General features: G+C 61.0%; 11 protein-coding genes. 4 read left to right on the forward strand and 7 right to left on the reverse strand.

From position 1 onward, the window contains the following. The first annotated feature begins 89 nt into the window (after positions 1-89). The 4 genes from V8J82_RS01485 (at position 90) to V8J82_RS01500 (ending at position 7317) form a co-directional block, all read left to right on the forward strand. A complete protein-coding gene (locus V8J82_RS01485; RefSeq protein WP_339971388.1) occupies positions 90-1478 on the forward strand; it encodes an HlyD family secretion protein in 1389 nt (462 codons plus the stop codon). A gap of 4 nt (positions 1479-1482) precedes the next feature. Continuing rightward, the gene (locus tag V8J82_RS01490) at positions 1483-3069 is read left to right on the forward strand and encodes a glycosyltransferase (protein WP_339971389.1); all 1587 of its coding nucleotides are present in this window, start codon (positions 1483-1485) and stop codon (positions 3067-3069) included. A gap of 204 nt (positions 3070-3273) precedes the next feature. Then, positions 3274-4680 (forward strand): nucleotide sugar dehydrogenase, encoded by a 1407-nt coding sequence (locus tag V8J82_RS01495; RefSeq protein WP_339971392.1) that lies wholly within the window; start codon positions 3274-3276, stop codon positions 4678-4680. Between the two features lie 54 nt (positions 4681-4734). Further along, entirely contained in the window at positions 4735-7317 is a 2583-nt protein-coding gene (locus V8J82_RS01500; RefSeq protein ID WP_339971394.1) for a calcium-binding protein, read from the forward strand. 19 nt (positions 7318-7336) lie between these two features. Here V8J82_RS01500 and V8J82_RS01505 read toward each other — a convergent pair whose 3' ends face one another. From V8J82_RS01505 to V8J82_RS01535, 7 genes are all read right to left on the reverse strand, one after another. Beyond that, positions 7337-7951 (reverse strand): response regulator, encoded by a 615-nt coding sequence (locus V8J82_RS01505; RefSeq protein ID WP_339971396.1) that lies wholly within the window; start codon positions 7949-7951, stop codon positions 7337-7339. Between the two features lies 1 nt (position 7952). Continuing rightward, complete coding sequence (locus V8J82_RS01510; protein WP_339971398.1) at positions 7953-10712, reverse strand: PAS domain S-box protein; 2760 nt, start codon at positions 10710-10712, stop codon at positions 7953-7955. A gap of 16 nt (positions 10713-10728) precedes the next feature. Continuing rightward, complete coding sequence (locus V8J82_RS01515; protein ID WP_339971401.1) at positions 10729-11877, reverse strand: FIST signal transduction protein; 1149 nt, start codon at positions 11875-11877, stop codon at positions 10729-10731. A 91-nt stretch (positions 11878-11968) separates the two neighbouring features. Beyond that, positions 11969-12355 (reverse strand): globin domain-containing protein, encoded by a 387-nt coding sequence (locus V8J82_RS01520; RefSeq protein ID WP_339971403.1) that lies wholly within the window; start codon positions 12353-12355, stop codon positions 11969-11971. Positions 12356-12548: 193 nt separating this feature from the next. Further along, entirely contained in the window at positions 12549-12713 is a 165-nt protein-coding gene (locus V8J82_RS01525; RefSeq protein ID WP_339971405.1) for a hypothetical protein, read from the reverse strand. A 4-nt stretch (positions 12714-12717) separates the two neighbouring features. Beyond that, a complete protein-coding gene (locus V8J82_RS01530; protein WP_339971407.1) occupies positions 12718-13131 on the reverse strand; it encodes a hypothetical protein in 414 nt (137 codons plus the stop codon). Continuing rightward, positions 13121-14254, reverse strand: a complete 1134-nt coding sequence (locus tag V8J82_RS01535) for an agmatinase family protein (protein WP_339971409.1) — start codon at positions 14252-14254, stop codon at positions 13121-13123. Before V8J82_RS01535 ends, V8J82_RS01530 begins: the two co-directional genes overlap by 11 nt. Between the last annotated feature and the right edge of the window lie 101 nt (positions 14255-14355).

Below are 14355 nucleotides of genomic sequence, written 5' to 3' on the forward strand. Positions count from 1 at the left end.
TACTTTTGAGACAGGATCTACCCGATTGCTCGCGCCTTCACGGTACCCTGACGCGATACACAATGGCCTCCAAGTCAGGAGCCCGAACCATGCACATTCGTCACGAACGTCCAATGTCGGATCTGGCCTTTCAGGTCAGCGCGCCGCTTGGCTTGGAATTGGCCACAGGCGAGGTTGTGACAATCTCAAGCTGGTCACTGGAGGGGCTCACCTTTCCGGGAGACAGCGATGTGGTCCCGAAAGAGGCAACGCTGTCGATCCCGTTTCAGGGGGTCGATATCCGCTTTCCCGTACGCCTGATATCCGGCGCAAAGTCTCGCTTCCTGCGGTTTGACGGGCTTAGCGGGCGCCAACGCGAGACATTGGCTGTGTTCTACCGGTCGCTGCTATCGGGCAGAATGGCCGCAACCGATGAGATCATCACCAGCTTGGATGCCCCCGTCGATCTGGTTCCGATGGGCGAAACCGAAGAGGAAAAAGACATTGCGATCGCGAGGAAAACGCCCCGCTCCGTGCGTGTGGTTCTATCGACCTTGATCTATCTGACACTGGGGGCGCTGGTGTTCTGGACTTTGGGGAGCGGTATTGCGAACCGCTTGGCCACGCTCAACATCCGCAATGCACGCATCGAGGCACCGCTGATCCCCCATAGTGCGGCACAAGGCGCTTATGTCGATGAGATCATCGCGCGACCGGGCGACAATGTGGCGGCGGGAGATGTCCTGATCCGTCTGACGACGCCCGCCGGCGAGGCGGCTTTGTCCGAGGTGCGCGGCCGGATCGACCTAGTGGAACAGCGCCTGCGCGCCGCAGAAGATCGCGCCGTCGCCTTGAATACCCGCCTGGCGTCGGCGCGGGCGGCTTTGGTGGACGCTGTCGCACGCGCATCCAGAGCAGATCTTGAGGCCGCCAATGCCGCATTAGATGCCTTCGATGGCGGCTACGCTCCGGTGCATATGACCTTGTTTGAGATGGCCAGCGCAGCCAGGCGCGATATGGACACCCTGACCGAGGAATTGCGCCGTCTACGCCGCGAACGTGGACGGCTGCGCGATGCCAGCGACGCCCTGCATATCATGGCCGCTCAGGCCGGGGTCGTGACGCAGATCGCAGTGCTGGACGGGCAATTTGTCCCGCGCGGGGCCATCGCCGCCGAATTGGAAAGTCAAGCGGCCCGGCAGGCCCGCGGCTGGGTCGATCACAGCATGGCCGCAGCCTTTCATCCCGGTATGGCGGTTTCGGTCACGCTGAACACCGGCGCCGGCGCCCAACGCCTGGACGGACAGATCATCGGATTGGAGGCTGGCATCGATCCAGAACTGTCGCCGGATTTCGGCATGCTGGTCACTGTTGGCTTCCCCGATCTTGCGGCAGAGCAAAGCCGCACCGACCTGCCCCACCTGATGCCCGTGGAATTGGTTGCAACGCGGGAGTGGGCGATCCGGGCGCGCGCGCTGTTGCCTTGGCGCGCGCGGTAATCCAATGCATGCGCCGGACACTGAATATGCATTCGACAAGGACCTGGCCGCGCGCCTGAGAACATTGCAGCGGCCCGCAAGACATGGCCTGGCCAAGTGGCGCCCATCCCAATTGATTTTGGTCGCGATGTTGCTTCTTGCGCTGGGCTGGCTTCTGACCCACACCCAGAACCGGTTTTTCCAACCCGATACGCTGCACGTGACCCTGGTATTGGGCACGCTTGGTCTGTGGCGCTTTGGCTGGTGGTTCAGCCATGCTATCCGCGCCGAGATCTACCGCCGCGGCCGTTGGCCCAAGCTGCGCGCGCAAGCCGACGGGGTTTGGGCAACAGGTTGGCGCCCGCGTCGACTGCACATCCAGATGACCACTTATTTCGAAGAGCCGTCGATCACCAAACGTGTCATCGGTGCCATGCTCGCGCAGATCCGGCGCGAGCGCATTCCGACCACGATCTATATCGGCACCGGCTCGGCCTATGACGAACAGATCATCCGCGACTTTGTGGAAACCTACGCGCAAGATATCCCCGATGATCTGGCCGAACTGGTGTTTCTGCGCCAAAACCAGCCCGGAAAGCGCATGGCCATCGGGATGATTTTGCGCGCCATCAACCGCAACGGCGTTGATCCCGACGATCTGGTGATCTTCATGGATGGCGATGCGCTTTTCGGCAATGACGTGTTGCAAAAGACCCTGTCAATATTCGGCGCCGACCCCGATTTGCAGGCACTCACCACCGATGAAGAGGTCATTTGCTACGGGCCCAAATGGATCGCCGCCTGGCTGAATATGCGGTTCGCGCAGAGGCGGCTGGCCATGCAGAGCCACGCGATGTCCGGCAAAGTCCTGACGCTGACCGGGCGTATGTCGGTGTTTCGGGCGCAGCATATCCGATCCGAGCGCTTCATCCGCACCATCGAAGCCGATCACCTGGATCACTGGCTTTGGGGGCGGTTTCGCTTTCTGTCGGGCGACGACAAATCAACCTGGTATCATCTGCTCAGCTGCGGCGCGAAGATGACCTATGTGCCCGATGCCACCGTCTACACGATCGAGGTGATCAAGGAGAATGGGCTGGAGCGGATGGTGCAGAATTTCCGCCGCTGGTCGGGCAACATGCTGCGCAATGGCACCCGCGCCATCGCCTTGGGGCCACGCCAAGTCACGCCATTCATCTGGTGGTGCCTGGTGGATCAACGCCTGGCCATGTGGACGATGATGGTAAGCCCCACTCTCGCACTTTTGGCAGCGCTGTTTGATCCACTCTACCTGTGGTCCTGTCTGATCTGGGTGCTGTTCAGTCGCGTGATCCTGTGCGTCTTCCTCTACACCTATAGCCGCAACGTCGATCTGAGCTGGCCGTTCATTCTGTATCTCAACCAGGTCATCAACGCCTCTGTAAAGATCTTCATGATCTTTCACTTGTCCAAACAGAAATGGTCCAATCGCGGCAATCAAAGCGCTGGCGGCGGCGAAGGCTGGGTCGCGAGGGTGCAGAACACGACCGCAAAACTGCAATTAACCGTGGCGGTGTCTGGCTTCGTCACATTGCTCGCTCTGTATATCGGCGCCTTACCCGCCCCGTTCTAAGCCTCCTGACGTTCCGCATCCTGCCCCGCCGATCCGGCGGGGTTTTTGCATCGGCATATTCCGTTTGGCCTCACCGCTACCCTTTCGGATAGTCGGCCCGTTCCTTTGCGCCGACCGGTAGCCTTTCAGGATCGCGAAACATGTATACAGGTTTCGTAAGCATTTTCCAGACAACGAGAAAACTCAATTGATTGGAAAAAGATTATGGATCTGAGCCCCCTAAACACCGCTAATGCCCACGCCACGTCGCTCTATGCTTTGGACCACAAGCCCGCAATCTCGGTTGTTGGGCTGGGCTATGTCGGCGCAGTGTCGACCGCCTGCCTTTCCGCGCTTGGCCACAAGGTCATCGGGGTGGATATCGACGCCGCTAAGGTCGCCGACATCGCGGCGGGCCAATCGCCAATTCACGAAAAAGACCTTGGCACTTTGTTGGCCGATGGCGTGGCGCAAGGCCTGATATCGGCGACGGACAACCTGGCGCAAGCGGTGCAAGACACTGATGTCACCTTCGTCTCGGTCGGCACGCCCACCGCAGCGGATGGCGGCTGCGATCACCGCTTTATCGAGGCGGCTGCCCAGCAGATGGCCGAAGGATTAGCGCAGAAATCCAGCTTCCATATCTTTGTCATGCGCTGCTCGATCCCGCCGGGCACGACGATGAAGGTAATGACGCCGATCCTGGAGCGTGTTTCTGGCAAGCGGCTGGGCGAGGATTTCGGCGTGGCTTTCAACCCAGAGTTTCTGCGGGAGGGCGTGGCGGTTGAGGATTTCTACGCACCGCCCAAAACCGTGATCGGCGCCACCTGCGATCGCACGGCCAATACGCTCCGCCAGATCTATCGCCCGGTCGACCGCGCGGCGATCATCACCAATATCGAGACCGCCGAAATGGTCAAATATGTCGATAATGTCTGGCATGCGACCAAAGTCTGTTTCGCCAATGAAGTCGGGCGTTTGGCCAAGTCTCAAGGGGTCGACAGCCACGATGTGATGGCGGTGTTCTGCCAAGATCAGAAGCTGAACCTATCGCCCTATTACCTGAAGCCCGGTTTTGCCTATGGCGGGTCTTGCCTGCCCAAAGAGGTACGCGCCGTTGCCCATATCGCGCAGGAAGCGGGCGTGTCTCTGCCGATGATCGAGAGCCTGGACGTCACCAACCGCGCGCAGATCGACGAAGCGGTGAACATGGTGCGCGAGACCGGCGCCAAGCGGGTGGGCATCCTGGGCCTCGCCTTTAAGCCCGGAACAGACGATTTGCGCGAAAGCCCGATCCTGGAAGTCATTGCAGCCTTGCGCGAGGACGGGGTCGAGGTGATCGCCCACGACCCGGCGGTTACAGCCGACACCGCCATCGAAAGCCAACTGAGCTATGTGCAGCATGCCAGCCCCGGCCTTGCCGCCTTGGCCCAAGATTTGCGCGGCTTCCTGGTGGACGACGCGCAGGATGTGGCAGCCGAGGCCGAGGCCATTATCGTCACGCAGCGCAATGACCTTTACGCTGATATCGCGCGCCATGCGATGGACACAAACCATACGCCCGTGATCGACGTGGTCCGCGCGTTCCAAGAACTCCCCACTTCTGCGGAGTATCGCGGCATCGGCTGGTAACTCCAGCCGGGGCTGCCCCCACCCCACTTTCAAATTTAGACAAGGATGAATGAGATGGCACAGCCTGACTCAACCAGCCCCATTGTGGGCACTTCCCAAGATGATGCGCTGCAAGGCGCCAAGACCTCTGACGTGATTATTGGCCTGTCCGGCGACGATCGGATCGAAGGCGCCGCTAGCGGCGATACAATTTACGGCGATTTCATTGCCGAGAACCGTTTGCAAAGCCCCACAGATGCGACCAGCTTTGATCAATACGGCACCAGCGGCACCTGGCGTGTCAGCGAAGACGAGACCGGCCTGCCGCAGATGTCGCAAACGGTCACGACGCTGAAAGGGGCGCAATACGATGTGTCGTTTGAGGTCGCCGCCAACTACGCCGCGGGCGCCCTATCTGGCACGGTCGATGTTTTGTGGAATGGCACGGTGGTCGGAAGCGTCGATACCTCAAGCGCGGTGTTTTCGGACGCCACGATCAGCTTTGAGGGAACCGGTGGCGAGGGAGAGCTGACCTTTCGCGCGCGTCCTGGCCAGGGCGATCAAGACGCCAACATCAACACCGACGGCCCAGTCTTCTGGTACGAGAAAGCCGTCGACATCGGCGGAGAGCTTGTAACTGTGAAGGCCTTTGCCGAGGGTCAGGCCAATATCTATCAAGTGATGGATGGCCAGCTAAACGTCTTCGACCCGGCAACCGAAACCTACACGCCCGCCGGGGCTGATGCGAGCGTTGTGGTCAACGCAATCGGCTTCAACCGAGAGGACGATCTGATCTATGGCATCGCCGTGCGCGACGGCGTCGATGCGCTTGGGAATGCCGTCAGCCAAAGCGATCTGGTGATGTATGACGCCCAGGGCAATGCGTATGGTATGGGCCGCACGCCCTATCGGTCTTGGACAGGCGATTTCGACGATCAGGGAAATCTCTGGGCGTTCGAGGCAGATTTCGACCGGATCACCATGGTCGATGTCGATCAGCGAGATGCCGATGGCAATCCCCTGGCCACCACGTTCAAATTCCCGACGGATATGATCACCGACAAGGTCTGGGATGTCGCCTTTGATGCGGCCAGCCAGAGCTTTTTCGGCTTGGTTCGCCCCAGCGCCGAGGGCGGTGACGCGACGTTGATCCAGATTGACATCTCGCAGGTGCAATCGGGCGGTGAGCCGCAATTCTCAACCCGCGCTGTGACCGGCACGCTTGTTGACGGTGTCATGCAGGATGGCGTCCCGCTGATCACGTTTGGAGCCTTTGTGATTGATGGCGACGGTAATTTCTACGCCGGTGGGAATGGCGGCGACCACGATATGGATGACGCCACCGGCACGTCGGGTGGCATCTACCGGATTGTGACAATGGCGGACGGTAGCGCGCATCTTGAATTGGTCAGCGACGCGCCGAAAGCCTATAGCAATGACGGCGCAGTCGACCCGCGGTCGATGGACCCGTTTAGCGATTTCGACCCCTCCGCCATCGTGCTGATCCGTGGGCCCGAGCTTTACGAGGTCGAAGATGCCTCCAAAAGCTATGATGATGTCATCGACGCTGGCGCGGGCAAAGATGACGTCCATGGCGGCTATGGCGCCGATATGCTGATCGGCGCCTCCCTCGGCGATACGCTGCACGGCGATGACGGCAGCGATTTGATCTATGGCGGCGCAGGGCCCGACAGCACCTCCACCCTCATCTCGACCTATGATCAGGATGGGCTGCGCTATGATCAGTTCGGCAACCTGCTGCCCGAGGATGACGATGCGCTTATCGGCGGGGACGGCGACGATGTGCTGGACGGATCGGCTGGCCATGACCGCCTGGACGGCGGCGCAGGCGCGGATGTTTTGTCGGGCGGATCTGGCCATGACACGCTGGAGGGCGGCATAGGCAACGATACCCTGTCAGGTGGGCGTGAGAATGACGCGCTCGCGGGCGGCAGCGGTGACGACCAATTGTCTGGTGGATCGGGTGACGACCGGTTGGAGGGCGGCGCGGGCAATGATGACCTGTCGGCAGGCAGCGGTGACGATCTGTTGTCGGGCGATACCGGTCGCGACACGCTGGATGGTGGATCGGGGGACGACGCGCTGTTCGGCGGGCTGGGCGACGACAAGCTGAAAGGTGGATCGGGCGCGGACACGTTGAACGGCGGCGACGGCGACGATCACCTTGACGGTGGCAAAGGCGATGATCAGCTGAGCGGCGATGACGGCGCGGATTACCTGAAGGGCGGGTCCGGCGATGACAACCTGTCCGGCGGTGATGGCAAAGACTATCTGAACGGCGGATCCGGAAATGACGTGCTGGATGGCGGCGACGGGAATGACCGCATCTATCTGGGTGCCGGGGCGGATCTGGCCACCGGCGGCTTGGGATCGGACCGGTTTGTCTTCCGCTTCGAGGATCTGGACGGGTCAATCGACACGATCACCGACCTCACACGCGACGACAGCCAAAGCGATATCATCGATCTGCGTCAGCTTGATCTGCTGAACGGGACCGATGCCGCAACGTGGACGGCGGAGAATGTCCAGAACAACAGCGACGGCAGCGTTATCGTCGATTTGGGCGGAGCATCACTGCATGTCTTGGCGCACGGCACCGACCTGTACCAAGAGGTTGTCGACAGCTTCCTGTTCTAAAGCCAAGCGGGCGCCGGGATCATACGATCCCGGCGTCTTTTCCGATCATCGCCGCGTGGGTTCGGTTTTTGGCATCCAGCTTGCGGCACAGCGTTTTGACATGCAGCTTGATTGTGACTTCTTGCAGATCGAGTTCGCGGGCAATTTCCTTGTTGGCCAGGCCACGGCACAATCCGTTCAAGACCTGCAATTCTCGTTCCGACAACAGATCCGATAGGGGCGTTTCGGCCTCGGGCTCTTCGGCATTCAGAAAATCGAGCGGTACATAGGTTTCCCCCATCGCCATGAACCGCACCGCGTTGACCAGGGATTTCGCGGCCATGGTTTTGGGCAGAAACCCGATCGCACCCGCATCGATGGCCTGTTGCGCGACCGCTTTCGTCGTTGTCCCTGACATGATTGCAACCGGGCGACCGTAGGAGGCTTTGATAGCGCGTTGCAGCCCCTCAAGCCCGTTCATGCCGGGCATGGAATAATCGAGCAACACAAGATCATAGGCGATATCGCTTCCGATCTTCTCACACGCGGCCTCAAGCGAGCCGCAGGTCTCCACTTCAAACTCTCCTTGATTGGTCAAAAACGCGCTCAGCGTTTCCAGCACCAGATCGTGGTCGTCGGCCAAAAGCAATCGCATCTTATGTCCCCTTCTCGTCAGGCCGCCGTTCGGCCACCGCCCGGCACAATTGGTCCAGATCAACCGGCTTTGACAGAATGCCCGCTACCTGCCCGTTGACAAGCCGCGGATCGGTCAGGCGCCGAGCCAGTGCGGTGACAACAAAGATCGGCAGATCCGGCACAATCTCCCTTACGAAAGCGGCCAATTCCCCTCCATTCATGGCGGGCATATCGTAATCGGTGATTAACGCCGACCAGCTTTCCGGATCCTCTGTGATCGCCATCGCCGCATCGCGCGGGTCTTCACAAACGGCCACTTCGGCGCCATGGGCTTGCAGGTAATCGGCAATCACCTGCCCCACCCCGGGATCATCATCCACCACGATGACGGTCATGTCCGACAGGTCATGGCCAGTCGACAGCACCGGCCCACTTTCAGAAGGCGCACCGCCTGCCAGGGGCCAGTAGATCGATATCGCGGTGCCATGCCCCGGTGCGGTGCGCAACCCGATGGAGCCGCCCACGCTTTGCACCTGCATCGACACGATCGCCATGCCCAACCCGGTGCCCTGGCGACCTTTGGTGGTGAAATAGGGCTGAAAAATACCTGCCGCGGTGTCCTCATCCATGCCGATCCCCGTATCGGCAACCTCAATCCGCGCGTAGCGCGCAGTTTCCTCCGCTTGGCCAATGCGCAGATCTTCGAGTGTGCCGCCCCGGCATTCCGACGCGGTCAGAGAGATCTGGCCAACACCGCCTTCCATCGCGTCGCGAGCATTCAGGCATAGGTTGATCAGCACTTGGCTGAGCGCACCGGGGCTGCCCCGCAACGCCAGCGTCGCAGCGCCCGGATCGACCTCGAACGTCATGCCTTCGGGCAGGCTCGGTTGCACCAGAACCGGCAAATCGCGCAGGACGGATCGGAGGTCAAAGGCGCCATCCGCATCCGAGCCCGCGCCGATATCGAGCAATTGATTGACCAGCTTGGCCGATTGCGCCCCCGCGGCCATGATCCGATCCAGATGCGGGCGGATCGGGTCGGGGATGTTGCTCGACATCTCGATCAACGTGGCCGAGCCATTGATCGCCGACAGCAAGTTGTTGAAATCATGGGCGATCCCGGCTGTCAATTGGGCGATGGCCTCCTGCCGCTGCAACCGGATCAAATCGCGCATCAATTCGGCCTCGCGCGCCTCGGTCGCCAAGGTCGCCGTCACGTCGCGCACAACGATAACCGATCCACCGTTTTCCAGAGGCGACCCGGTGATGTCGTGTGTGGCTGGACCGGCGTGGCCATCCAGCGTCAGTGTGCGCTCAAACGGCTTTTGTGCGGGGATAGACACCGGGCCGCTATATTGCCGATGCCATTTGCGCCCCAAGCCCGAGGCGGCCGAGCTGAAGCCCAACAAGGTTGCCGCCGCCGAATTCAGATAAACCAGCCGCCCCGCATCGTCGGTCACCGCGATCCCGTCAATCGCCGCCTCGATTGCCGCCAAGCGCTGCGCCAACAGGCGTTGCGCGGATTTCATAGCCGTCACGTCGGTGGCCGAGATCACCAGACCGCCATCATCCAAAGCCGCCGCGCGCAGAAGGATATTGCGCCCATCCGGCAGATCGACATCCTGCGCGCCATGCAGCTCCGAAAGGCGCTTGAGATCGGCGTCTTTTAGCAATTTGGTGGTGCGGCCCGGAAAATCCTTCGCATTGTCCAGATAGGCGGCCCAGTTCGCCTCGAACGCCGTGCCGGCGGCCCAGGCCAATTCCGGCGAGGGGAACAACGTGTTCACCGTGCCATTGGTGAAGGCGACGTGCCCATCTTCTTCAAGCACCAGAAAAGCATCCTCAGTCGCGGCCAACGCCTGATCCATTCGAGCCTTGGCGCGGTCCCGCTCGCGCGCGGCCTCGACCCGGTCGGACACGTCGACTTGCGTAGCGACGAGGCTGCGCACCAGACCGTCACCGTCGCTGACAGGAAACAGCGTCAATTCGTTCCAGAACAGCTCTCCTGATTTGCGCCGATTGCGCAGCAGGAACGTGCCGCCGACCTTCCGTGAAACCGCATCGCGCAGCCGCGCTCGTTCCGAGGAGTCTTCGGGTTCGGCCGTCAAAAATCGGCAATTCTGACCCAGCACCTCCGCCGCCGAATAGCCAGAAATCGCCTCGAATGCTGCGTTCACATAGACCAAAGGCCGGTCCTCGTTGGTGGCGTCAGAGATCGCAAAACCCGAAGACGACCCCGCAATTGCTGCCGCGAGCAGCGTGTTTTCCGACGCGATCTTGCTGTTTTGCACCGCCTGGAACGCCAAACCCGCAAGCCGCAACACCAGGCTGAGGCTGTCTTTGCCAAATAGCGCCGGTTTTCGCCGCAGAGACAGAAATGCGATATTGTCCAGGACCGGCACCACCAACAGGCCGCCATAGGATGAAAAATCCAACGCCCCGGCCCATACGCCTACAAGGCTCATATCCGTGATGTTGCGGGGTCGGGCGAACAGGTCGATAGGCGCGTCCAACTCAGTTTCCACCAGTTCGGCGGCATCACTGGCCAGAACGATCAGGCGGCCATCAGCTTCAGATCGCAACACAAGCGACAGATCCGCACCGATCTTTTGGCGCAGCGACATGAAGATCGAGGCCAGCGCCGCACCGGGATTGGGCGCCGTGGTATAGGCCTCCAGACATTCCAGAAGCGTCTGGGTTTCCGCCAAGCTGCGGGCTTCCCTGTCGCGTAAAAGCTGCAATTCCAGCAGCGCCTCGCGCAAAAGCTCGTCATCTGCCATGGCTCGGCCTTGGTTGCTATGCCCCAAAGACTATGCAGGAGATCATCAGATTACCATGGCGGTTTCCGGTCTTCAGCAGCGCGCCTTGTTCGCCAAACGTGAACGCGCCGAGGAATGGCGCGCCGTCGAGGGCCGCATTTACACCAGCCACCACATCGGGCAGTTGATCGCGCACGGTCAACATGCAGCCGCCACAATAAATCATCAGGGCGCCAGCAATGGCCCCGTGCGGGCCGTGGCCGGCGGTGCGGGCGAGTTTGGCCACCCGGCCTGCGCGGTCGACCAGCCCTTCGACAGTGCCGTTCATCAGCGTCAGAACCTCGCCTTCCGCGACATTGGCGAACAGATCAATATCGCCGCCGGGATGGGCATTGGCGGGATGGGCGAGCAGGTAGAACGGGACAGAGCCCACCTGGCTGATCTCTCGCCCCAACGGCCAGAGGGTACTCGCCGACAAGATGGTTTGCATATCAGACCGGGCGGCGTCGATCTGAACATCACCGCCGGTCCAATCCGAATAGACCTGCCAAGCGGGGCGGTTGTCGATCTCGTGGATCTGGCGCCCGCTAACGCGGGTAACAACGCCCGAATGCTCGGTCGGAGAATGGCCGTTTTGATAGGCAAAGGAGACGGGCCGCGACGGGAAGAGCGCGGACACCACAACACCTGCACCGCTTTGCGCTTTGCGATCGAACACGAACCAATCGCCGGACACGTCATTATCTGCCGCGCTGCCGCCGATGATGGGCACGTCCGGTCCGACGATATCTTCGATCCCGGCCAACACCTCTTCTTCTGCGCCCGGCGTCGCAGACATCCAGATGATCTCTGGCCGCTCTCCCAGCCGATCCGCATTCTGCAAGGCGCCGCGTGTGGCCATGCGGGCGGCGTCGCGGATATCATCGCCATTCGGGCACATGGCGGTGCCATACGCGCCTTCAGGGTCTTCGATGACAAAGGCCGTCAGTCCGGTCTCAACTCCGGCTTGCGTCATTGCGCCCAGGCAACTGCTGGCCCCGTGCAACGCGCCCTTGCCGCCCAAGGACAGCAGATCGTGGATTGCCATGGCACAATTGCCGTGGATCGAGGCGAAGTCATAGGGGACGGCTGACAAATCGCGCCCCAGATCTTTGGCTGATGGCGCGGCAAAGGTGGTGATTTTCAAAACTGGGCCTCCGGTGGATCCGCCCCTGCCCTAACGCAAGTTTGCGACATGCAGGTGGGTCATTCGGATAGTCACCTATACCAAAGGATAGTCAGGCAGCGTAGGCCGCCTTGACCATGGCATCCGACAAACCCTGATAGATCTGGCGCCAGGCGGTTTCATCGGCGGCAGAGAACTCAGGGCCCAGCAATTGCTGAAACGTCTCAATCAGCGCCGCCCCGACCGAGGCATATTGCGCCGCCGTCACGCCATACCCCACATGCCGTTGCGCCAGATCCACGGCCGCAGGCAAAAGCGCCTGGGGGTCATCAAGATGATCCACGATAAAACCCAACGTATGGGTCAGTTTCCGACCCTGCAATTCCATGTCGCCGACAAATAGCGGCTTTGTGCTGGCATCGATGCGAAACAGATTGGCGTAAAAGGCGCGGGCCGTCCGGTCTGGCTCGGCGGCGGCCAGGGCCCAGGTGGACCGCACGCGCTGAACGGATTCTTCGGTGGCTGGCAATGGCGGGCCCCATGGAAAGACTAAACCGAGGCGCAGTTGGACCGTAGATGAGCGACAAACTCAAGGCCCAAGCTGCGATGGGATGCGGTTCACCCCACGGGACACGCGGGGAACAATCCAAACTAGATCAAACGCCCGACGGCCTAAGTCGCCGGGCAATCGCTTAGGACCGACGCATGCGCCACAGGATGATCAATGCCAAAACGACCAGAGCGGCCAGCAGCGCTTCGGTGCCGTGGGGGTGGATATGCGGCACGCCCTCGGCCCCGTGGGCCAGCGCGACCGAGGGGATCAGGATTGCCACCAGAGTCATTACAAAACGGGTCATTGGGTCAGCCTCTTTCTTTGTTTGCTAGGAAGGTTCGAATATCGAGTTTGTCTTTTTCGTCCATCGACACGTAGATCAGCGACATATTGGTGCGTTCGCGGATCATCTCTCCGGGGAACGGCAGATAGCTCAGTTCGCGGGACCCGAAGGACGGCGAAGCCGTGCCGACCTGCCATTCCGTGGTCAGTTCCACATCGACCAGCTTCAACGCGCTGTCACCCGCCTTGCCGGGGCGTTCCAGTGGGACACCCGCAAGCTTCAGATAGGCCGCCTTATCGGCCGCCTGCACGAAGCCATCGATGAATTGCGCGGTTAAAACCTGCAAATCCGAAGCCTCATCTTCGGGCTTGAGGTGGCTGTGCAGGTGGTCGTGGGCATGGTTGTGGCCAATGTGGCCGTTCACGATATCATGTGGCATTGGACCATCGCTTTCCTTCAAACTCGCCATGAGGGATGGTGACAGGCTTGTCGATATGGGCCTTGTGCTTGCCCAGATTGCCGGAGGCCACGAGGCTGCCCAGCACGTCGACAATCACCCGTGTGCCCATCAGGGCCGTGATATCTGAGGTGTCGTAAGGCGGCGAGACCTCGACCAGCTCCATGCCGCAGATGCCTTCGGCCGCCACTTTGGACGCCAGCGCCAGCGCCTCGCGCGGCAGGAAGCCACCCGGTTCTGGCCAACCGGTGCCGGGCACAAAGCCGCAGTCGATGCTGTCGATGTCGAAAGACATATAGACCATATCAACCCCGTCCCAGGCCATCTCCAACGCCATCTCGGCGGTCTTGTCGACGCCCATCTTCTCCATGTCGCCCATGGTGATGATGTTGGTCTCGCGCTCGCGGGCGACCTTGACCGCCTCTCGCGGGACCTGCCAGCCGCCGATGCCGACCTGTACAAGGTTCTTGGCGGGCACGTTGGGCAGTAATGTTGAGTGGAACCAAGGGGTTGTGTGCATGCGCTCATCCAGATCCTTTTCCTGAATGTCCGCATGGCGGTCGAAATGAACGATGCCGATTTTCTTCGACGTGCACTCAGCGATGCCGCGCACGCAGGGGAAGCCGATGGAATGGTCGCCGCCGATCATGATCGGCAGGCTGCCGGAGGAGAACACGTGGGAGACCGCGCGGCTGATCTGATCGAATGATTTCTCCAGATTGGCCGGGATAGTAAACACATCGCCCGCATCGCACAGCGTCATCTGTTCGCGCAGATCGACGCCCATTTCGTAGTTGTATGGCGTATAAAGCGCTGAGATCTTGCGCACGCCCTGCGGCCCAAAGCGCGTGCCGGGGCGGTAGGTTGTACCGCCATCAAAGGGGATGCCGAGAACCGTGGCGTCGTAGTCCTTCACCTCGGTCACATCCTCGGTGTAGGGCGCCTTGAGAAAGGTGTTGATGCCCGCGTAATGCGGCAGCTCGCCCCGCGCGAAGGTGGGGATGGACTTGTCCTCGATGCTGTCGGCGCCCGTCAGCCCCATGCGCAGGGCCCAGCGGCGTTCCTCATCCCAGCGGCCCTCCGGCAGGTCGGCCTCGGCCTTCATCGACTTCCAGCCTTGCAGCCGGGTCAGATCCGGGTGGTGGAATCGGCGCGCGCGCCTTGGCGCGTCCTTCGGGTGGTGCGAGCGCGAACGGTCGGTGATTG

The organism is Gymnodinialimonas mytili (assembly GCF_037544085.1).
Taxonomy (GTDB): domain Bacteria; phylum Pseudomonadota; class Alphaproteobacteria; order Rhodobacterales; family Rhodobacteraceae; genus Gymnodinialimonas; species Gymnodinialimonas mytili.